The organism is Methanocaldococcus vulcanius M7 (genome assembly GCF_000024625.1).
Lineage (GTDB): Archaea > AGJL01 > Methanococci > Methanococcales > Methanocaldococcaceae > Methanocaldococcus > Methanocaldococcus vulcanius.
This window is the reverse complement of record NC_013407.1, coordinates 792,827-814,482: the sequence shown is the minus strand read 5'-3', so window position 1 is coordinate 814,482 and position 21,656 is coordinate 792,827. Positions and strand designations below refer to the sequence as shown.

The window sequence follows — 21,656 nt, the reverse complement described above, 5'->3', positions numbered from 1 at the left end:
TAATCTGTTTTGCATTAGTGTTAAATTTCAAAGATCTTTAATACGTGTGGGATTTTATCTATTACATCCATTGGAGTGTAATAAAACCCTTTTTCTTTTAATAGAAGATCTCCTGCATAGCCGTTAATAAAAGCTCCGCAACATCCAGATAAAAATGCTTCATTATTTGAAAATAGTGCCCCAATTATCCCTGCCAAAATATCTCCAGTTCCTCCTTTTGTTAAACCAGCATTTCCGGTTTTGTTTATTTTTACCATTTCATTATTAAATATAATATCCTTCTCTCCCTTTAAAACTATTGTTGATTTTAAATTTTTAATACTTTTAGGATTGTCTAACTCTAAATTCATACGTTTAAACTCTCCTATATGTGGTGTAAAGATATAGCTCTCCAAAAACTCGAATTCAGCATAATCTATAAGTTTTATTGCATCAGCATCAATAACTACCTTTTTCTCACATCTTGATAAAAATTCATTTACAAATGCTCTTGTCTTGCTATTAACTGACAATCCATTACCTAAAACTACAACATCGTATTTTTCAGAAACTTTTAACGCATAATCAACGTGTTGTGAACTTAAATAATCTCCTTCAACACCATAGAGTATGAATTCTGGATGATTTATTTTATTTATAACTTTATTTACTGAAAATACCGCAACTAAATCTGCAATCTTTAAAGACGAAAGCCCTGTTAATATTGGAGCCCCATAAAACTCCCTACTTCCGCCAATAATTAGAACTTTTCCATTTTGGCCTTTATGGCTATCTTTTTCTCTTTTTTTTAGTGCCTTTAAATCTCCCCACCCAACTATGTATTCCGCTTCTTTTGGAATTCCTATCTCTTTAACAATTGCATTTTTCCTGTTTATTGTCTTCCTCTTGTGAAATGTTATTGTTAAATCACTATCTAAATTTCCTGTCTCAACATCTACACTTACGACAAATATATTTTTATTCCTTTTCTTTAAAGTATTGATTTTTTCAACAATACTTTTATATGGTTCTCTAAGGTCTCCTTTAACCCCTGTTCCTATCATCGCATCAATGATTATAGTTTTTTTATTTTCATTTTCTAATTGCTTAAATATACCTTCAACCTCCTCAACTCTTAAAATTTGTCTTATTTTAATATCTCCAAATTCAGATAGAGTTTTTAATATTTTGAAGTTTTCTCTCGCTTCATGGGTTTTTATATCCTGCTCTCTTCCTATTAGTATTACTTCTGCATTTCCTATATGTCTCGCAACTACAAACCCATCCCCACCGTTATTTCCAGTTCCACAAAATATTATATAATTTTCTGCATAAATATCTTTAATTTCTTCATAAACGGATTTTCCTGCATTTTCCATTAGTAGTATTTTTTTAATTCCGAGATATTCGGCATTTTCATCTATTATTGCCATTTCCTTTGGAGTTATAGTATCTTTGTCTTTAATTATTCCCCTCAATATGTTAAATAGATCCATAATTTCACCCACAACCATATATGAAAAAATTACGGAAATATTAAAAATAAGGTTCAAATTTACGGTAATTATATGTTTTCAGAAAGATAGTTAAAATATTTTTCCATCCAATCAGCAACCCCTTTTCTTTCTTTTTTAAATTTAATGGCAGTCATTATTTCCTCGACTATATCTTCTACATCCCTTCCTGTCGTATCTATCTCGTAAACTTTACCTTTACTTTCGCACAAACACACGTCCAATATTTCTGCCTGAACGTTTTCTAAAACTTTTTTTCTATCATATTTCCTTTTTTCCAATCTTTCTTTTACAATTTCAGGATCGCATCTTAGCACTACTGTATAGTCGGGATTTAAAAGATGTGAAACATGCCCGTCGAGGATTACAACACCTTCTTTTGTTTCAATATTCTTAATAAATTCTTCCAGTTTTTCAAAATCAATTACATAAGAATCCATATCTTCATCTTTCTCCTTGTATAATTTGTATTTTTTGACGACTTCGGTAATATTTATTACCCTTACCCCAAGTTTTTTTTCTAAAATTTTTGATACTGTGGTTTTACCAACTCCTGGGGTTCCAGTTATTGCAATTCTCATCGTTTCCCCCAAATAAAGAATTATGGGTTCTCACTTGTTTCTTCTCTTTTTAATTCTTCTTCTATCTCCTCCTCTTTTATTCTCTCTCCAGTAATCATATAAACGATCCTATCTCCTATTGAAGCAACGATATTTCCACTTCTTTCTAAATATTTTCCTGCAAATATTATTTCAGTGTAGAGAGTTAGATTTTTAGGATTTTCAATAATCTTACTGATCATACTTCTGTATAGTTGCTCATACAAATCATCCAACCTTTTATCCATATGATACACATCTCTTGCTAAACTCTCATCTCTTGCCCTAAATGCAACCATTGCATTTTTTAGCATGGTTATTAAGTAATCCTTCATAACAATAAGAAGTTCATTCTTTCTATTTCCCTCAACATCTGATTTTAACAAAATTTTGCAAATCTTTGATGCATTGTCTCCAACTTTTTCCAATTTTGAAGAAATTTTAATGGCAGTCATTAACTCCCTCAAGTCCCCTGAAACCGGTTGATACAAAGCAATTGCTTTAATACACTTTTCCTCTATTTTCATCTCCATTAAATCAATGGCAGTATCTCTCTTTCTAACCTGTTTAGCCAACTCTCTATCACTTTCAATAAACGCCTTTACTGCATTTTCTGTCTGGTCTGCACAAAGTTCAGCCATCTCTATTAAGTCGTTTTCAACTTCTTTTATAATCTCTTCAAACTTTTTTGGCATAATTTCCCTCTATCATTTTTTTGCCGGTAATTAAAAAATATATGTCTTTTCTAAAATCATTTGCAGAATTTTCGCATCTTTCTAAGTATTTTCCTATATTGGTTAGTTCATTTACAATAGCAACATTAAATATGTCTTCAAAAATCTTTCTTGCTAAGTATCTTTGAAACTCTTCATAAAATATCTCTTCAATCTCTCTGTGTAGTTTATATATTTCATCAATTTTATTTATATTTTCGTTTATGTATGATGAGATACTCAATAAAATTATCTCCTCAGTTAAAGAGGACATTCTGTTTATATACTTATCGTTTCTATCAAAGTTAAATTTTGAATTTATCAGAACAGAACTTATCTTTACAGCACATTCTTCGATTTTTTCCAACATTGAACACAATTTTATAATTGTTAGCAATTTTCTTAAATCTTTTGAGACGGGTCTATACAAGCATAGGGACTTTACTGCATACATTTCCAATGATTCTAAATTTTTGATTATGTTATTGTTTTTATAAATTACCAAATTACAGATGTCTTTTTTGTTTGTGTAGTATCCTTCAACACTAAGATTTAGATTTTTTATTATTTCTTCTCCTAATAGCTCTATTTTTCTATCCATCTCATTCACTATGTCACTAAATTTTTTTGGCATAAACATCCCCTAACAAGTATAAAAGTTCATATTTTGTGATTAATTAAAAAATTTTGATTGTGCATTTAACCAAACCTACCACTGATGTAATCATCTGTCTCCTTCTTCTGTGGATTTAGGAATATCTGCTCCGTCTCTCCAAACTCAATTAATTTCCCCATTAAGAAAAAGGCAGTGTAATCAGAAACCCTACTTGCCTGTTGCATGTTGTGGGTAACAACAACGATCGTATAATCCTTGGCTAACTCAACCATTAACTCTTCTATTTTTAAGGTAGATATAGGATCTAATGCAGAAGTTGGTTCATCCATCAATAAAACCTCTGGCTTAACTGCTATCGCTCTCGCGATACATAATCTCTGCTGCTGCCCCCCAGAGAGAGATAAAGCGTTTTTATGCAATTCATCTTTAACCTCATCCCACAATGCAGCTTTTTTTAATGCCCACTCAACAATCTTATCCAATTCTTTTTTATCCTTAATTCCGTGGATTCTTGGGCCAAATGCAACATTATCATATATACTCATAGCAAAAGGGTTGGGCTTTTGAAACACCATTCCAACCCTCTTTCTCAACTCATAAACATCGACATCTTTATCATAGATATTTTTTCCATCCAATAAAACCTCTCCTTCTATTCTAACATTTGCTATTAAATCATTTAGACGATTTAAGCATCTTAAGAATGTTGATTTACCGCATCCACTTGGTCCTATTAGGGCGGTTATTTTTTTCTCATATATTGGAAGATTTATATCAAATAATGCCTGCTTTTCCCCGTACCACAAATTTAGATTTTTTGTTTCCATTTTTACACTGGCCATTTTCATCCCTTTTGAAGTTTTTAAATTTTTTAAAGAGTTTCCACGTCCTATTCTTTATTTTCATTTCATTTTTTATCTTTATCGACTTCATCGATTAATAGAGGATTAGTGTTGATTTCTGTTTTATTTTTTATATTAACGTTAAAAAAATAATGTTATATTTAACTTAAACTTAACCTACAATTTAATATCATCTTTTAAGGCATATCTTATTGGGACAAATATTGATAAGAATATTAGAAGCATGATTAAAGCCGCTCCCCACGCCATTTGATGATCTTGTGGAGATGGACTTTGGACTAAGGTGTAGATGAGGAGGGGAATTGCCCCAATAGGTTGTAGGGGATCTGTTGGATAGACCTCGTATAGTCCTCCAGCGGTAAATAGTAGAGGGGCTGTTTCTCCTGCAACCTTTGCCATTCCTATTAAAATTCCTGTCAAAATTCCTTTTTTAGCCATCTTTGTAATGACTTTAAATATAACTTGGGCTCTTGTGCATCCTAACGCATATCCACCTTCTTTATAGATCCTTGGAACCTCTGCCATTGCCTCTTCTGTATAGACAGCAACATAAGGGGTTAATATTAAAGCCAAAGATAACGCTCCTGCTAAGGCAGAAAAGCTTCCCATTGGAATAACTAATAGCCCCATAATAAAAGTCCCTACCAAGATCGTCGGAAACTCTAACATTATTTGTAATAGCATCTTAGTTCCTCTTCCAATAAAACTATCTGGAAATTCATATGCATAAGCTCCTGCTAAGAAGGCAAGTGGAAGACCGATTAAAGTTGCCATAAAAGTTAACATTAAAGTCCCAACTATTGCAGGCCCTATTCCTCCTTCACTAAGTGTTCCAGTTATAAAGGTTAATCCTCTCTCCATAACTATTGGTAATCCTTTTTCAAAGATTGATATGATTATATGAAATAGAGGAAGAATTGCAAGTAAAGTCAAAGTTCCAACTACAATTAAAAAAATCTTATCTTTAATCATTCTAATAGTTTTGTGTTTAATGTGAGACATATTCTCTCCACCTCTTCAAGTAATACAGGCCTAAGATATTTACTACTAAACCGATTATGAATAGAACTAAACCGGCGGAGTAGAGAACAGATGTCATGTACTTATAGAGGATTGCATTTCCAAACTGATTCGCTATTAATGATGATATTGTATATCCTGGAGCAAAGAGTTTGTATGTTAAGTTAAAGGAGTTTCCTATTACCAACGAAACAGCAACTGTCTCTCCCAAAGCCCTACCAAAAGCTAATATAAGCCCAGAGATAATGGCTGGTTTTATATATTTTATTAAAACCTTTGTTGTCTCATATCTCGTTGCTCCTAACGCAACTAAACCCTCTTTATAAACAGATGGGATCATTGCATATGCCTCTCTTATAATGGCTGCTGCAAATGGAGTAACCATTATTCCAAGCAAAATTCCTGCGGATAGATAACAGTAGCCCGAAAGTGGAGGATAATTAAATAATGGAATAAATGAAAGATGATTGTATAAAAATTTCATAATATAGTCCCTGAGTAAAGGAACTAATATAAACGCTCCCCAGATTCCGTAAATTATTGTTGGAAGACCTGCCATAATATCAGATATTATAATCAAAGGATGTTTTAATTTTTTAGGAGCGTAGTCATTAACAAATATTGCATAACATAGAGATAAGGGTAGAGCTATAAGAATAGCGATTGTTGCAGTATATATGCTTCCCCATATTGGGGCTGCTAATCCATAAACCTCTTTTGCAGGATCCTCTGCTGCTTGCCAGATATTTGTTATAAATAAATTTATACCATACTTCTCAATGGCTGGAAGAGCATTGATAAAATAAAATCCTAACATAAGCACAAATAATACAAACACGATAAATATTGCTGGTAATGTTGTTAGTTTAAATTTATCTAATTTTTTTAAGATCTTCATAGCTTTCAACCCTTTTTAATCTGTTTAAGGTTTTTTTAAAAGATGACAAAAATTGAGTATTCCATTATCTTGGGTTGTGATTGGTTTATTAAGCAGATTTACTTTTATATATTTTTGTTTTCATTCTGTCATTTTAATATTAATTTCTAATATTATTTGTTTATATATGATTGATTTGTTGATTGTTCACTGTTTATGATGATCTTTAAATTATAAAAGCAGTATATAAAAATTAATTATAAAAATCAAAAAATTATTAAACTTATAAAATCAAATTAATTAAATTGGGATATGTTTTAATTTAACGTTATTGCTCTTTTATCATATTTACAGCATTTAATCCTATTTTAGCAACATCTTGAGGTAATCCTACATAGCCGGGAGCTAAATGCTCTGGCTTCTGCCCTTCTGTTAAAACCCAGGTTAAGAAATCTTTTATTGCCTTTGCCTTCTCTGGTGTATAGTGGTGCTTGCCATTTTTCATTTCTTTGTTTTCCCAGACAAGTAGGTGTGTGAATGCAACTATTGGGTAAGCGTTATCTCCTGGAGCATCTAACATCTGTTTTAAGTCCTCTTTGTATCCCTCTGTTGGACTTGGAATGTTTGCTTTAACTGCTGAAACAGCTGCTTTTATTGTACTATCTGTTGGTTTAACGAAGTTTCCATTTTTATTTTCAAGTGCTGCAACTGGAAGATTATCTTCAATAGCGTATGAAAGTTCAGTGTAAGCGATTGTGTAAGGTGTTGATTTAACTATTGCCACAACTCCTGGGTTCCCTTTTCCAGCAACTCCTCTTCCCATATTATCAACTGGCCAATTAACAGTTTTTCCAGCTCCAACCTTTTCAGCCCAGTCCTTACTAATTAAGCTTAAATATGTTGTAAATATAGCAGTTGTTCCACTTGCATCACTTCTATGAACAACGATAATCTTTTTATGTGGAAGTTTATCAGCAATTTCTGGGTTTATTTTTTTAATTCTTTCATCGTCCCAGTATGTGATCTTTCCTAAGAATATATCTGCTAAAACATCTCTACTTAATTTTAGGGTTTTATTTCCTATTTCTGGGATGTTGTAGGTTATAACAACTGCTCCAACAATTTCAGGGAATTGCAATGGCTGATCTCCAGTTGATAAGAATTTCTTCCACATATCTTCCTTAACAGGAGGGTCTGTTCTTCCAATATCTGTTAAACCTTTTGCAAATACCTCTTGTCCGTATCCACTACCTCCGCCTTCATATTCAATCCTTACATTTGGGTGAGTTTTCTGATAGTCCTCGATCCATTTTTGGATTTGATATTTTGGAAATGTAGCCCCAGTAGTTCTGATTATTATTGTTGATGAGGAAGATTTTTCACTGCTGACACATCCTGCAAGTGAGATTATTGGGATTATTAAGCACAACCCCAGTGCTATTGCCAATATTTTTTTCACATCATCACCTTTCAAGGTTTTACGATAAAAGTGTAAGCTACACAATGGTATATAAAGTTTTCTATTTTGAATTAAAATTCATATTTTATGAACTAAATTATAAAAACAAAAAATTAAAAAATCTAAATTTACGATAGTTTTTTTCTAAGGATCAATAACACGCCTTTATTGAAGTCATGCTCTTTAATTTCATCTACAATCTCTCCATCAATATACTTTCTTAACTCTTTTCCAATATCCCCCACAAGGTAATATTTACAATTAAACTGTTTTAATACATCTGCAAGTTTTTTAACATCTATCTCTTCGCAGACAATTCCAAAGTCCCCACCTATATAAATGTCTCCATTGAAAACCTCTAAAAAATCTTTAATCGCGTATTTTATCGCTTTTATATCTAATCCAGGGTTTACATTTTTAACAATAACTTTATCTTCAACTTTTTTAATCTCCATACGATTTTTTAGATTAAACGATTTTAACCTATCCAAAATATGGTCAACATCGACTAAAAACTTACAGATCTCAAATGAAAATATGGTATTCTCTACAAAATGATTTCCAAATACTTTTTCATTAAACTCAAAGTTTATGCCATTATATTTAAATTTTAAAGGATACTTCTGTATAATTTCTGATTTTTCAATGTCCAAAATTGAGATGTCTTTTTTAAAATTTAAATTGGTTAGATGATATTTTTCTACATCTTTTTTATTTACAAAACAATAATCGGCATTTTTTAAACTTCCAAATTTTGCAATTAACGCAGATCTTCTTCCCCCTGCGATTTTGTAGTTTTCTAAAATATTGGTTATGGCTCCAAATTTGCACTTAACAAGGCCTAATGATGTTTCAAAAATAAAATAATCATAATCATCAATGTGAGATATATTATTCAATTTATTTAGCACAGCCAACACTGCGGGAGGAGAGATAGAGCCAGAGTTAGAGTTATGGAGAAAAATGTTGTATTGATCTTTTAAAATATGGGCTATTAACGATGTTGTTGTGGTTTTTCCTTTTACTCCTGTTATGTTTATTATTTTTCTATACAACTTTCCATATTTTTTTTCGATTAGGAAAGATACTGCATCGTTAAATGGTAAAAAATCGCAATCTATTGGACAATGAATTGGAGCAATTATTTTATTATATTTATCGAAATTTGGAGTAGTAAAGATTACTTTTATCTTATCTCCATACGTCTCTTTTAGTTTTTTATATTTTGCCAGTGCCTCTGCTGATTTTTTCAATTTTTTGTATATGTCAAAGATCTCTACATCATATCCAAGTTTTAGATACTCCTCTGCAAGAATCAAGCCCCCATGATTTACATCAACTATTAACATAACTTAACCTCAATTATTATTGTTTATCATTTAAAAAATTTGTTTGTTAAGTTTATTATTTTCATTTGATAATTAACATAAAAGTTGCCAAACTTTTAAATTTTAGTTAAAAACTAATACTAAAATAGTAATTCGAATAATAATTTATATTCTTGTCTATTTAACTTTACTTTACAAAAATAATTATATTGAAGTATGTAAATAAAACCAGTTAAAAATTTATGGCTTTGCTTTTAAAATGCCTTTTATGTATGTGGCTGGAACGTGGATTATATAACCCAATATTCCAAGCAAGGAAATTCCCATTGCAGTTACTTTTGCAACCGCTAAAAACTCATCTCTTGTAGGTTTTTTCAAAACTAACCAGACCCTTTTACATTCTTCTAAGAACTCTTTGAGTTCTTCAATTTTTTTGTTTAGATCTCTCATACTCTCCCCTTAAATTTTTGGAATTCCTGTTAATTCTAATTTTTTCCTTTTAAGTCCCGTTTCTCCGAATTCAACTCTTGACTGAACTCCTGTGATTACAAGTAAAACTCTTACAGTATTTTCTAAGTTCTCATCTATTGTAGCTCCCCAGATGATTGTAGCATTTGGATCCAATCTTGAAGATACTGTTGCCACAACTTCTCTTGCTTCCTCTAAGGTAAGATCTTCTGGACCCATAACGTGGATTAACGCTCCAGTAGCTCCATCTATATCTACATCAAGCAAAGGTGAGTTTAATGCCATATTTACAGCTTCTTTTGCTCTTTTCTCACTATCGCTCTCTCCAATTCCAATCATCGCTAAACCGCCATTGCTCATAACTGCCTTAACATCAGCAAAATCAACATTTATTAGTCCATCTTTTGTGATAAGCTCAACTAATCCTTTAACTGCATTAATTAAAACTTCATCAGCCACTTTGAATGCAAGTTTTAAAGGCATGTTTGGAACGATTTCAAATAATTTCTCGTTTGGAATTACTACTAATGTGTCGGTATGTTGTTTTAACCTCTCCAAACCCTCCATTGCATTTCTCATTCTAACTTTTCCTTCCATTACAAAGGGGAGGGTGACTACTGCAACTGTCAAAGCCCCTACCTTCTTAGAGATCTCAGCCACTACTGGAGATGATCCTGTCCCTGTTCCTCCTCCTAAACCGCATGTAATAAATACCATGTCCGAATCTTGAACCGCAGCTTTAATCTCTTCCGCACTTTCTTTTGCTGCTTCTTCTCCAATTTTTGGATTACCTCCAGCTCCCAAACCTCTGGTTAATTTTTTTCCGATTAAGATCTTTTTATCTGCTTTTGTCCTGATTAGTTGTTGAGCATCTGTATTGATGGCAACGGTTTTAGCCCCTTCTATCCCTTCCATTTTTAACCTTGTTATCGTGTTGTTTCCTGCTCCACCGCATCCAACAACAGTGATTTTTGCCTTTGTTTGTTGGAGATATTCTAACAACTCTTTATCTTCAGGAGTTAAATCCAACTCATCAAACTCGTCAAGGTTCTTTCCTTCCTCTAATACACTTTTTAAAAACTTCACGCTATAACCTCCATATAAATTTTTAAATTAATAAATGAAAGAAAGGGGAGGGTTGACCAAATGATTATATATGTATATTTATATAGTATTCCCCTGCAAGATCACTGTAATATATCATTATTATTCAATTTTAAGATGAGGTATAAAAATCTATTGGTTGTTCATATCTTAAATTAACAATAACGATAATATGTAATACATTTAGTTTAAAAAATTATCTGGTGAGGTAGAATGGTTAAGATTCCTACGCTATCAAAAAAGCCGAGAGAAATTGCGAGACAGAAAATTATCGATTTGGCTAAAAAGATGTATAATGATTTAATGAAAGGAAAAAGACCGAAAATAACGATGCCAATTAGAAGTTTATCCAATGCAATGTTTGATAGAGAAAAGGGTTCATTTACACTGGTTGGTAAAGAAAAAGCAAGAACTCTAACTGTAAATCAGGCAAAGATTTTTGCTCAAACCACTAAAATGATGGAATTTGCAAAACAGTTATTAGAAACAGATGATTTCTCAACATTAAGGGAAGCATATTATGTCTCAAAAAACTGGGGAGAAGCGAGATTTGACGAACAGCAGGCATCAAACAACGTTATTGAGGACTTGGAAGCAGCACTCGGAGTTTTGAGAGAACATTTAGGGTTTATTCCAGAGGAGGATGGTTCCTCAGTAGTAGGGCCATTAAAAATAATAGAGGAAACACCGGAAGGAGAACTCGTCGTTGATTGTTCTAAATTAGGAACTGGAGCATATAACATTCCAAACGACATAACAAAACTTAATCTTGAAACAAATGCTGATTTTATACTGGCAATAGAAACATCAGGTATGTTTGCAAGGTTAAATGCAGAGAGATTTTGGGATAAACATAACTGTATATTGGTATCTTTAAAAGGAGTTCCTGCAAGAGCTACAAGGAGGTTTATAAAAAGATTACATGAGGAGTATGATATTCCTGTTTTGGTTTTTACGGATGGAGACCCTTACGGGTATCTGAACATTTATAGAACATTGAAGGTCGGAAGTGGAAAAGCAATACATCTGGCTGATAAACTTTCCATTCCCTCTGCGAGGTTGATTGGGGTAACTCCTCAAGATATAGTCGATTACGATCTACCAACACATCCACTAAAAGAACAGGATATTAAGAGAATAAAAGATGGGTTAAAAAATGATGATTTCGTTAGAAGTTTCCCTGAGTGGCAGAAGGCATTAAAACAGATGTTAGATATGGGTGTCAGGGCAGAACAGCAGTCATTAGCAAAGTATGGGTTAAAGTATGTAGTTAATACCTATCTTCCAGAAAAAATAAAAGACGAAAGCACATGGCTACCTTAAAATTGGAAATATCGATTTTGAGTTATTGATTTCCTTCTTCTAAGCTTTTTAAGAAGTTTGCTATTTTATTTACTAAAAGCTCTGCTTCTTCTTCATTAGAGGGATATTTTACTTTCAAAGTAGGAATATTTTTCCTTTTTACTAAATATAATGTTAATTCATTTGTTCTTTGGCAACCAATACATCCAAAGGCAAGCGGGGCTTCATCCATTATTATTGCTGCCTCTGCTTCATCAATTAAGGGCCCTATTAATGCCATTCTTCCCCTAACACCTGAAGGAACTTCAACAGCAGCATATTTCAAACCTTTTTTTGGCTCCTCATCAGTTATGTTCATTGGCGGACTGTCAATTTCTGGAGTTCTAACAAGCTTTCCAATAACAATATTTAAGTTTAAGGGCTTATGGCCAAATCTCTCGACTAAATCCGTTAAAATTAAACTGTTTGGAGGGTAGATAAATATCTTCTTCACAATTTTCACCTTTACAATTGATTTTATCTATTTTATATACTCTCATTTGTTTAATTGTTTATGTTATTTTTTGCACGTTAAATTCTTATTTTTCATTTTCTATTAATTTTTTTATTTTTATTTTTTGTGGTTATTTTTTATTATTTTTTATTGTGATTAACTATTAACTATTTCCAATTTTTATTTTTATTTTTGATCCCTTTAAAAGAATTATCTTGGAAATACATCGTCAGGTAAGAACTTATACAGCTCAGGTCTCCTTGCTATTGCCAGTATATCCTCAAATATTCCAGCAGTAATATCTACAACCCCTATCGCTCCAATAACTTTGTCATCTTCTTTTATTGGAGTTACGATAACAGGAAGGCCAGCATATGGCCCAACAATTGGAGTGGCTTTAACTATATCTCCTGTTTCTATTGCTATTTTTAATACGTATCCATCATAATTCGTATCAACAACTTCTCCTTTTTCCAACCTTACTCCTGGCTTGTTTTTACTTCTCATAGCAACAGGAAGCTTGTTAACTAAAAAATGGACTGATTTTGCTATTGGAATCAGATCCTTTGCTTCGGAATTCTCAGATAGGACTATCATATGTTCCACCTAAAAATCTTTAAGTAATAGTTCAATAATTAATCTTTAAGTTTATCATATATAAACAATTTTTCATCATTTCTTTTATTTATTTCGTTTTAATATTTTATTCTATTTACGAAATTTATCAAAAATACCCCATTCCAAAGACAAAGGTGGTAGTTATGAAAAAAATTGCATGTGTAGGGCACACTGCCCTTGATTATATATTCAATATAGAAAAGTTTCCAGAAGTAAATACTTCGATTCAAATACCATCTGCAAGGAAATACTACGGTGGAGCTGCTGCAAATACTGCGGTTGGTATAAAAAAACTTGGAGTTGATTCTGAACTCCTCTCCTGTGTTGGCTATGATTTTAAGAACAGCGGTTATGAGAGGTATCTAAAAAATTTAGATATAAATATCTCAAAACTTTACTATTCGGAAGAAGAAGAAACACCAAAGGCGTGGATCTTTACAGATAAAAATAACGATCAGATAACTTTCTTTTTATGGGGTGCGGCAAAGCACTACAAAGAGTTAAATCCTCCAAATTTTAATACTGAAATAGTTCACATAGCTACTGGAGATCCAGAGTTTAATGCAAGATGTGCAGAAAATTCCTATGGGAATAATCTTGTTTCGTTTGATCCTGGGCAAGATCTTCCCCAATATTCAAGAAATTTATTGAAAGACGTTATAGAAAATACAAACTTTTTATTTATGAATCAGCATGAATTTGAAAGGGCTTCAAACCTTTTAAAATTTGATATTAGGGATTATTTAGATAGGGTAGATGTTTTGGTAATAACAAGAGGATGTGAAGGAAGTATTATTTATACAAAAGATAAAAAAATTGAAATTCCTTGTATCAAAGTTGAAAATCCAGCAGATCCAACGGGAGCAGGAGATAGTTATAGGGCAGGGTTCTTAACTGCCTATGTAAAAGGTTACGATTTAGAAAAATGTGGATTAATTGGTTCTGCTACTGCTTCTTATGTAGTTGAAGCGAAAGGTTGTCAAACAAATCTTCCAACGTGGAGCAAAGTTATTGAACGATTAGAAAGAGCAGGATATAAGATATAAGATACATAAAACAAATTTAACAAAATTAACAAAAATTAAATAAAACTAAATTAATTAAAATTAAAAAATAATTAAAAAGCATAAATAACTTAAAAATAACAAAATAACTTAATAAACTAAGAATATAATGTAAGAGTATTGCAATCAAAACACGAAAATAAACTTAATTGGATTATTTATTATGATCTATTGGGACGATTAATGAGGGATAATTATGAAGATTGAAGAAAGAATAAAAAAATTAAAAGAAGAAAAAAATGCAGTAATATTGGCCCACAACTACCAACCAAAAGAGATCCAAAAAATAGCTGATTTTTTAGGGGATTCACTTGAACTTTGCATTAAAGCAAAAGAAACAGATGCAGATATTATCGTTTTTTGTGGCGTCGATTTTATGGGAGAGTCGGCAAAAATACTAAATCCTGAAAAAAAGGTTTTAATCCCAGAAATTGAAGGAACCCAGTGTCCAATGGCTCATCAACTACCTCCTGAAATTATAAAACAATATAGGAAACTTTATCCAGAAGCTCCACTGGTTGTTTATGTAAATACAACCGCAGAAACAAAAGCACTGGCAGATATAACATGCACCTCCGCAAATGCAGATAAGATCGTAAACTCTCTAAAAGAAGATTTAGTTCTCTTTGGGCCAGACAATAACTTAGCTTATTTTGTAAAAAAAAGAACTGAAAAAAAGGTTATTGCCATCCCAGAAGGAGGAGGATGCTATGTTCATAAAAAATTTACGTTAGACGATTTAAAAAAACTAAAAAGAAAATACCCAAACGCAAAAGTGCTGATTCATCCAGAATGTAATCCTGAATTACAAGATCATGCCGATCATATTGCAAGCACAAGCGGAATATTAAAAATCGTTTTAAATTCAGAGGATGAGGAATTTATAATTGGAACGGAAGTTGGAATGATAAATCGTCTTGAGATTGAACTCGAAAAGATTGGAAAAAAGAAAAAATTAATTCCATTAAGAAAAGATGCCATATGTAATGAAATGAAAAAAATAACTTTGGAGAAGTTAGAGAAATGCCTATTGGAAGAAAAATACGAGATTAAATTAGATAAAGAAGTTATTAAAAAAGCAAAAATTGCTATTGAAAAAATGCTTGAAGTAAAATGAAAATAAAATAAAAAACAATTAATTCGTTAACGGGGATAATAATGAAGTTAGAAGAAAATCCAATATTCAAAAAATATTTTGAAAATCTATCTGAAAGAGAGAGGGCTGTCTTTGAAGGAGGAATAACGCTTGGAGCTTTGTTTCATCAATTTGTTGGAACCCCTGTAAGTGCTAAAAATAAGGACATTTTAGAAAAAGCAATAGAGGAAGCAATGAAAAATCAGCCATGTGTATATGATATAAAGGTAGAGATTAAGGGTGTTGGAGAAAAGTATGTTTCGTTAGATGGAAAAATGCTAAATGTTCATTTAAAAATAAAGATAAATAAAACTATTGCTAATTTAAAATTAAAATATATTGAGGATATTGACTATCCACTAATGTATGTTGAGAGTTTTGAGGAAATCTCTCACTAAAACTTGACTATAAAAATTAGTAAATCTTATTATTAAAAATTTACATAAAAATTTTATATCAAATTACGTGTGATTAACTACTACACACTGATGAACCATTCAAATAGATTATTGAATAAATACCAAGGAAAAATATTATAAATAGGAATATTATAAAATATAGATGATGATAGAATGAGTTGACGTTTCGAGGTGGATTGAATGAAAAAAATTGTAATCTTAACATTAATGATCCTCGTTGCGGGATTATCTTTCTCTGATGCCTTGAACTACAAATACACAAGCTCAATTCCCATAACCTTTGTAAAACTTTCAGATGCAAATGCCAAAGAAATCGATCGACTGTTGAACTCTAATGCTCTTGTTGTATTTTGTGTAGATAGCGACAATATAGATGAAAAGGTAATGTTAAAACTTGGGATTAAAAAATACTCCCCATCAAAAATTCCTGACTATGGTAACTACACTTATATAACTAAGGATGGAATCATATTTGTTTATCCAAAATACTATGTTTACAGAGAAAAAGATGGAACCTTAATCTACAACCCTCCAAAATATGAAAATAATAGCAAATATGAGTTTGTTAAACCGTATAAGATAAAAATTCCAAATAACACTGAAATCCCAAACTATGACGGCTATGTGTTGATTCAAAACTCGACATTTATACTGTATCCTAAAAAGTATATCACAGTCGGAAAGAATGGAGAAATATACTTCAATCCTCCAAAAAACGAATCAAACGACTACTATTACAAATATACGTACACACCACATGAAAACTGTATTCCAAACTATTACGACTACATATTTGTAGATAAAAACGATGTCTTTTTAATTTATCCAAAAAAATATGTATATCAAGATAAAGATGGGGTCTTGATATTTAAACCTCCAGTAGATGTTTCTTCCCCACCCGTTTATAAACTCAACTACAAAAGAATAGGAGATGGTGTCTATGAAATAAAAAAGAACAAACTTTTAATCTTGTATCCAACGTCATTAAATGATAAATCCACCTTAGATATTATTGGAAGTTATATAGCAAAAAATGGAGGGGTCTTTGCATATATAAACAAAGTTCCTCCATACTATAAGCATATTCTTGCCACAGGGGTTGCAGTAGATAAAATAATCCCGGATGAAGACGGATCCTACGCAGTAGATGTTGCAGGTAGAAAGATAAAAGTAGATGTTTTAAACGAAAATATATTGAATTCAAAATTAAAACAAATAAAAGCATTAAAGGCATTCGGTATAAATGTTAGCTATATTATAACAGGTAGTGAAGGAATAACCTTGGTAGAGAAAGAAAATGTCAATTTAGATGAACTTAGAGATCTTTATTACGATTACTGGTTTAAAAAGCCATGGACAAACTACACACACATATACTTCAACCCCTACACCGAAGAAAGCAATCTAAAATATTTAAATGGATCATATGATCTCTTAGCATTAAGTTATTACCCACTCATCTATACTGACAAAGCCCCAGAAACATTTAGAAACGATCCAATAGGAAACTACTATCCAAAAGTGATAAGTTATAAAGGAACGGGAGATTATGGATACTGGGAAGAGGGGGCTAAAAGTGAAGTTGAATACTACCACGTAGATCAGGGAGAGCCATACTGGAATGGAAAGGCAAACGAGCCCTCAACATGGTATTACGAAGGAAAACCTGTATCTCCTGAAAATGAAAGTAAAATGTGGGAGAAGTATGAATACTTCAACCACTGGTTTGTCAAAAATTATGCTTATGCTCTTGCAAGCGGTTGCGATGGACTCTTCTTAGAGAGTTCTGATAAGTATTTGGTAGATGCCATCTTTGGTATTGAAAACGAAAATCTAAGTTGGAGATTGGATATAAAAGATAAAGTAAATTATGCAGTTGTTCCTGGAGAGAAGGGCTTTGAGGTGATAAATGGAATTCCTGTTATCAGGGTTCCAAATCCGTTAAGAGATGTTTATGGAGTAAATGTTGTTAAAACAACCTATATTCCACCAAAGGAGGAGGATTTCGGGATATACATATCGGATATTAGAAATTACAGCCCATCTTTAATAATGCAATTAAAAGAAAATGCAACAGATATTGTATCTTTCAGAAACTTAGCAAATTGGTTATACAATTACAATAAGAACAGTATCCACTATAAAGGTAAATTCCTGCTAATAAAAAACAATACTGGAATAAAAATAACAGTATTTAAGAAAGATTTCAATGGGAAATATAAATATGAAGAATTTAACAGAGAAGAGTGTAAATATGTTATTGTTAACCCACCAAAGATCGTTATCTTAGATTAACATAAAATTGAAAATAAAAAAATAAAAATATAAAATTAGAATAAAAATAAAAACCCAAATAAAAATATATAAAAACATGCAAAAATAAAAATGCCAGTAATAATTTAATTTCATTCTGGTGAGATGATGAAAATTGGATTTTATAATATTCAAGGAGGAACAGGAAAAACAACGATCGCTGCGAATTTTGCCTATATTTTAAGCCATTCAGCAAAAACAATACTTATTGATTGTGATATATATGGGGGAACGTCTGCGATACTCTTCGGATTAGAGGGAAGAGAACATAACCTAAATACATATCTCGCTGGACACTCTACAATAGAGGATATTATCTCAAAACATGACGACTTAGATATTATACATACAGATGTTTCCTCAGATGTTTTTGGATATAAACCAGAACTTGACAGATTTGAAACGCTGATTCAAACCCTTGAAGAGGAATATGATATAATCGTCTATGACTTTCCTCCAAATATAACAGAAGATAACCCAATATTGGGATACGTTGGAGAATTAGAACTAATAAATAAGGTTATAGTTGTTGGGGAAGATAGCATTCCATCCATTGTAAATTCTTTGAAAACTATGGAGCTCTTAAAGGATTTAGGTATTGGATTAACAGGAATAATCGTAAACAAGTATAGGGGTTTGACAGATATTAGTGAGATAATAGATGATGTTATCGGAATATTGCCCTATGATCAAAACATTGAGAGGCAGTGGGTAGAGAGTAGTCCAATAGTTAAACTCAAAAAAACAAAGTTTACAAAGGAGTTGCTCTCTCTTGCTAATGAGTTAGCAAGTATCTACTTAGAAAAAGATCTTGCATCTTTAAGGGCTTTAAAATTAGCAAAGGCAATATCGGGAATAACTGAGGAAGAAAAAAGCGATCTTGATGAGTTTTAAGTTCTCACATCGATCTTTCTTCAATATTATTTTTCTCTATTTCTCATTTATTTTTTAGTTTTTTAGTTTTGTTTTTTAGTTTTTTGGTTTATTTAATTATTAAAGACGCATAGGAATACCTCTTTCAGCACAATATTCTTTTATTTCTTTTATAGTGTATTCTTTGTAATGTAAAATGCCTGCCATTAGTGAAGCATCTGCCTTTCCTTCAACAAAAGCTTCATAAACATGTTCTGGTTTTCCTGCTCCACCAGAGGCAATAACTGGCAATTTAACGCTTTTTGATATTTCTCTTGTTAAAATTATATCATATCCGCTTTTAGTTCCATCCTTGTCCATACTTGTTAGTAAGATCTCTCCTGCTCCTAATTCTTCAACCTTCTTAGCCCAGTTCACAGCATCAATTCCTGTTTCCTTTCTTCCTCCATAAATGTAAACTTCAAACCAACAATAGCCATCCTCAACTTTGAATATATTTTTCCCATCTTCTTTAATACTCTCAATTTCATCTTCTTTTACATAATGCCTTTTTGCGTCGATAGCAACAACAACACACTGAGAACCAAAGATCTCACTTGCTTCTTTTACTAACATGGGATTCTTTACCGCAGATGTGTTTATAGAGATCTTATCAGCCCCTGCTCTCAGGATCATCCTAAAATCCTCTATGGATTTTATTCCGCCTCCAACAGTTAGAGGTATAAAAACCTTTTCCGCAGTTCTTTCTACAACATCTATTAATATGCTCCTTTTCTCTGCTGATGCAGTTATATCTAAAAACACAAGTTCATCTGCTCCTTCATCATCATAATACTGTGCTAATTCAACAGGATCTCCTGCATCTCTAAGATTTAAAAATTTTGTGCCTTTAACAACTCTTCCATCTTTAATATCCAAACATGGAATAATTCTCTTTGTTAGCATACTAATCCCTTTAATTTCATTTTATTTAATTTTTATATTTTTATCTCACTTTTTAAGGGTTTTATTACTCCCCTCTTTTTATTGTTTTTAATACTTCTTCTTTTAATATTTCTAAAAGTAGTTTTCTGTATTCAAGGAACTCTATACTTGTTCTATCTCTTGGCCTTTCTAATTTTATTTCAACGATCTCTTTAATTCTTCCAGGTCTTGCAGTTAAAACAACTACTCTATCTGAGAGATATATTGCCTCGTCTATACTGTGAGTAACAAAGAATACTGTTTTTCTATCTTTTTGCCATATTTTTAATAACTCATTTTGCAGTATGTTTCTTGTTTGAGCATCTAACGCTGCAAATGGCTCGTCCATCAAGACAATTTCTGGATTATTTGCCAAAGTTCTTGCTATTGCTACCCTCTGTTGCATTCCTCCACTTAGTTGATAAGGATACGCATCTTCAAATCCTTCTAAACCAACCATTTTAATAAATTTTTTTGCTATTTTAATCCTTTCATCTTTTGGAACTCCCCTCAGTTCTAATCCAAATGTAACGTTCTTTAACACGGTTCTCCAGGGCATTAGAGTATATTGTTGAAAAACAACCCCTCTATCCGCTCCTGGCCCTTTAACTTCTCTTCCATCAAGTAAAACTCTCCCCTCAGTTGGAGTGTCCAAGCCAGCTATTATTCTTAAGAGAGTGGTCTTTCCACATCCGCTCGGTCCCATTACTGTTAAAAACTCATTTTCGTAAACTTCTAAGTTGATGTTTTCTAAGGCCTTAACCCTATTTCCATTAAACTCAAAGATCTTTGATAAATTTTCAACTTTTAGTTTTACGTTCATTTTATCCCTTAATTTAATTATTATTCTTAGTTATTACTTAGTTATTATTAATATTATTATTTGTTCATCCAATTAGATTTTTAACAATTAGATTTTTAGTTTTTTAGTTTTTTATGTTCTGGATGTTTTATTTCATCATCTTTCTCCACACAAAATATTTATCCTCAATATATCTCAAACCTCTATCTAATATCAAACCAATTATTCCAATAATTATCATACACGCAATAACTACATCCATCCTACTGATAGAGTAGGCATACATTATTAGATAACCTAAACCTGCATTACTTGAAGGTAGCATTTCGGCAGCTACAACACACATCCATGCAATCCCTGCCCCAACCCTCAAACCTGTTAAAATACTTGGAGATGATGCAGGAATAACTACTTTTAGAAGAATATCCCTTCCCTTAGCTCCCAATGTTAGTGCTGCTTCTATTAACGGTGTTGGAACACTCTTAACTCCTGAGATTGTATTTATCAATATTGGAAAAAACGCTCCAATAAATATTATAAAGATCATTGACATCTCTCCTAATCCAAACCATGCCAGAGATAATGGAACCCAGGCCAGAGGAGGAATTGGCCTTAACAGTTCAATTATTGTATCAAATAAGTTGTTGACTGTTTTATAATGTCCCATTAATATTCCCAGTGGAATTGCAACAGCAGAAGCTAAGAAAAATCCGCTTAAAACCCTTTTTATACTGATTAGTGTATTCTCTATTAAGTTTCCTGTCCCTAATATCCCCTGATTTGGATGTATTAAAACATTTACAACTGCTTCAACTCTTGGAAGAATAACTGGATTGTTTATATATATTGCTAACAATTCCCATACTATAACTGCAATAACTGGAAGGGCGAGTTTTAGAGCCAATTCTTTTTCATTTATTTTCACACCTATCCCCTTTCTAATCTAATTATTTTCAATTCCGATAAATTTTACCCATAATCTTGGATATTATAATTGTGTTTATTATTAATACCCTGCTATTAAATTTAATATTGATTTAGTTAACACTACTTGGGTGGTAAATAACCTCAATTAACCAAAATTGGTAGTTCAACAATTAATAAAATAATAAAATTTTAAAAGAGTAAGGAGTA

The 21,656-nt window shown here is 31.9% G+C and carries 22 protein-coding genes; 6 read left to right on the top strand and 16 right to left on the bottom strand.

The annotated features are described in order from the left end of the window. Window positions 1-20 precede the first annotated feature (20 nt). The 11 genes from METVU_RS04125 to ftsZ all read right to left on the bottom strand — a co-directional run bounded on the left by METVU_RS04125 (window position 21) and on the right by ftsZ (window position 10,522). Window positions 21-1,475 carry an NAD(P)H-hydrate dehydratase gene (locus tag METVU_RS04125; protein ID WP_153232532.1) on the bottom strand — a complete coding sequence of 485 codons (1,455 nt, stop codon included), beginning with the start codon at window positions 1,473-1,475 and terminating at the stop codon, window positions 21-23. Window positions 1,476-1,543: 68 nt separating this feature from the next. Continuing rightward, a complete protein-coding gene (locus METVU_RS04120; protein WP_015732920.1) occupies window positions 1,544-2,074 on the bottom strand; it encodes an adenylate kinase family protein in 531 nt (176 codons plus the stop codon). Between the two features lie 20 nt (window positions 2,075-2,094). After that, window positions 2,095-2,787 carry a phosphate signaling complex protein PhoU gene (phoU, locus tag METVU_RS04115; protein ID WP_015732919.1) on the bottom strand — a complete coding sequence of 231 codons (693 nt, stop codon included), beginning with the start codon at window positions 2,785-2,787 and terminating at the stop codon, window positions 2,095-2,097. Then, window positions 2,771-3,439 carry a PhoU domain-containing protein gene (locus tag METVU_RS04110; RefSeq protein ID WP_015732918.1) on the bottom strand — a complete coding sequence of 223 codons (669 nt, stop codon included), beginning with the start codon at window positions 3,437-3,439 and terminating at the stop codon, window positions 2,771-2,773. The genes phoU and METVU_RS04110 overlap by 17 nt, the downstream gene beginning before the upstream one ends. Before the next feature lie 65 nt (window positions 3,440-3,504). Continuing rightward, a complete protein-coding gene (pstB, locus tag METVU_RS04105) occupies window positions 3,505-4,263 on the bottom strand; it encodes a phosphate ABC transporter ATP-binding protein PstB (RefSeq protein ID WP_015732917.1) in 759 nt (252 codons plus the stop codon). Window positions 4,264-4,440: 177 nt separating this feature from the next. Continuing rightward, a complete protein-coding gene (gene pstA / locus METVU_RS04100; RefSeq protein ID WP_015732916.1) occupies window positions 4,441-5,286 on the bottom strand; it encodes a phosphate ABC transporter permease PstA in 846 nt (281 codons plus the stop codon). Then, on the bottom strand, window positions 5,273-6,202 hold the full coding sequence (gene pstC, locus METVU_RS04095) for a phosphate ABC transporter permease subunit PstC (RefSeq protein ID WP_015732915.1): 930 nt from the start codon (window positions 6,200-6,202) through the stop codon (window positions 5,273-5,275). Before pstC ends, pstA begins: the two co-directional genes overlap by 14 nt. 307 nt (window positions 6,203-6,509) lie before the next feature. Further along, entirely contained in the window at window positions 6,510-7,640 is a 1,131-nt protein-coding gene (gene pstS / locus METVU_RS04090; protein ID WP_015732914.1) for a phosphate ABC transporter substrate-binding protein PstS, read from the bottom strand. Between the two features lie 128 nt (window positions 7,641-7,768). Next, window positions 7,769-8,989 carry a coenzyme F430 synthase gene (gene cfbE / locus METVU_RS04085; protein WP_015732913.1) on the bottom strand — a complete coding sequence of 407 codons (1,221 nt, stop codon included), beginning with the start codon at window positions 8,987-8,989 and terminating at the stop codon, window positions 7,769-7,771. A 219-nt stretch (window positions 8,990-9,208) separates the two neighbouring features. Next, window positions 9,209-9,418 carry a protein translocase SEC61 complex subunit gamma gene (locus METVU_RS04080; RefSeq protein WP_015732912.1) on the bottom strand — a complete coding sequence of 70 codons (210 nt, stop codon included), beginning with the start codon at window positions 9,416-9,418 and terminating at the stop codon, window positions 9,209-9,211. A gap of 9 nt (window positions 9,419-9,427) precedes the next feature. Then, window positions 9,428-10,522 carry a cell division protein FtsZ gene (gene ftsZ, locus METVU_RS04075; RefSeq protein ID WP_015732911.1) on the bottom strand — a complete coding sequence of 365 codons (1,095 nt, stop codon included), beginning with the start codon at window positions 10,520-10,522 and terminating at the stop codon, window positions 9,428-9,430. Between the two features lie 231 nt (window positions 10,523-10,753). Here ftsZ and METVU_RS04070 point away from each other — a divergent pair, with 231 nt between their 5' ends. After that, the gene (locus tag METVU_RS04070; protein WP_015732910.1) at window positions 10,754-11,863 is read left to right on the top strand and encodes a DNA topoisomerase IV subunit A; all 1,110 of its coding nucleotides are present in this window, start codon (window positions 10,754-10,756) and stop codon (window positions 11,861-11,863) included. Window positions 11,864-11,885: 22 nt separating this feature from the next. Here METVU_RS04070 and METVU_RS04065 read toward each other — a convergent pair whose 3' ends face one another. After that, on the bottom strand, window positions 11,886-12,335 hold the full coding sequence (locus METVU_RS04065; RefSeq protein WP_015732909.1) for a methanogenesis marker 5 protein: 450 nt from the start codon (window positions 12,333-12,335) through the stop codon (window positions 11,886-11,888). A gap of 210 nt (window positions 12,336-12,545) precedes the next feature. Further along, window positions 12,546-12,932 carry a DUF2111 domain-containing protein gene (locus tag METVU_RS04060; protein WP_015732908.1) on the bottom strand — a complete coding sequence of 129 codons (387 nt, stop codon included), beginning with the start codon at window positions 12,930-12,932 and terminating at the stop codon, window positions 12,546-12,548. A 164-nt stretch (window positions 12,933-13,096) separates the two neighbouring features. Between METVU_RS04060 and METVU_RS04055 the strand changes: the two genes are divergently transcribed. The 5 genes from METVU_RS04055 (at window position 13,097) to METVU_RS04035 (ending at window position 18,778) form a co-directional block, all read left to right on the top strand. Further along, on the top strand, window positions 13,097-13,999 hold the full coding sequence (locus METVU_RS04055) for a carbohydrate kinase family protein (protein ID WP_015732907.1): 903 nt from the start codon (window positions 13,097-13,099) through the stop codon (window positions 13,997-13,999). Between the two features lie 214 nt (window positions 14,000-14,213). Further along, window positions 14,214-15,134, top strand: coding sequence for a quinolinate synthase (gene nadA / locus METVU_RS04050; RefSeq protein WP_015732906.1), 921 nt, complete (start codon window positions 14,214-14,216; stop codon window positions 15,132-15,134). Window positions 15,135-15,175: 41 nt separating this feature from the next. Next, on the top strand, window positions 15,176-15,550 hold the full coding sequence (locus METVU_RS04045; RefSeq protein ID WP_015732905.1) for a dihydroneopterin aldolase family protein: 375 nt from the start codon (window positions 15,176-15,178) through the stop codon (window positions 15,548-15,550). 201 nt (window positions 15,551-15,751) lie between these two features. Beyond that, window positions 15,752-17,866 (top strand): hypothetical protein, encoded by a 2,115-nt coding sequence (locus METVU_RS04040; protein ID WP_015732904.1) that lies wholly within the window; start codon window positions 15,752-15,754, stop codon window positions 17,864-17,866. A gap of 126 nt (window positions 17,867-17,992) precedes the next feature. Then, complete coding sequence (locus METVU_RS04035) at window positions 17,993-18,778, top strand: MinD/ParA family ATP-binding protein (RefSeq protein ID WP_048196787.1); 786 nt, start codon at window positions 17,993-17,995, stop codon at window positions 18,776-18,778. A gap of 99 nt (window positions 18,779-18,877) precedes the next feature. Here METVU_RS04035 and hisF read toward each other — a convergent pair whose 3' ends face one another. The 3 genes from hisF to METVU_RS04020 form a co-directional block, all read right to left on the bottom strand. Beyond that, window positions 18,878-19,702: an imidazole glycerol phosphate synthase subunit HisF gene (gene hisF / locus METVU_RS04030; RefSeq protein ID WP_015732902.1), complete on the bottom strand. Its 825-nt coding sequence runs from the start codon at window positions 19,700-19,702 to the stop codon at window positions 18,878-18,880. Window positions 19,703-19,766: 64 nt separating this feature from the next. Then, the gene (locus METVU_RS04025; protein WP_015732901.1) at window positions 19,767-20,543 is read right to left on the bottom strand and encodes an ABC transporter ATP-binding protein; all 777 of its coding nucleotides are present in this window, start codon (window positions 20,541-20,543) and stop codon (window positions 19,767-19,769) included. A 127-nt stretch (window positions 20,544-20,670) separates the two neighbouring features. Beyond that, window positions 20,671-21,447 carry an ABC transporter permease gene (locus METVU_RS04020; RefSeq protein ID WP_015732900.1) on the bottom strand — a complete coding sequence of 259 codons (777 nt, stop codon included), beginning with the start codon at window positions 21,445-21,447 and terminating at the stop codon, window positions 20,671-20,673. Window positions 21,448-21,656 lie beyond the last annotated feature (209 nt).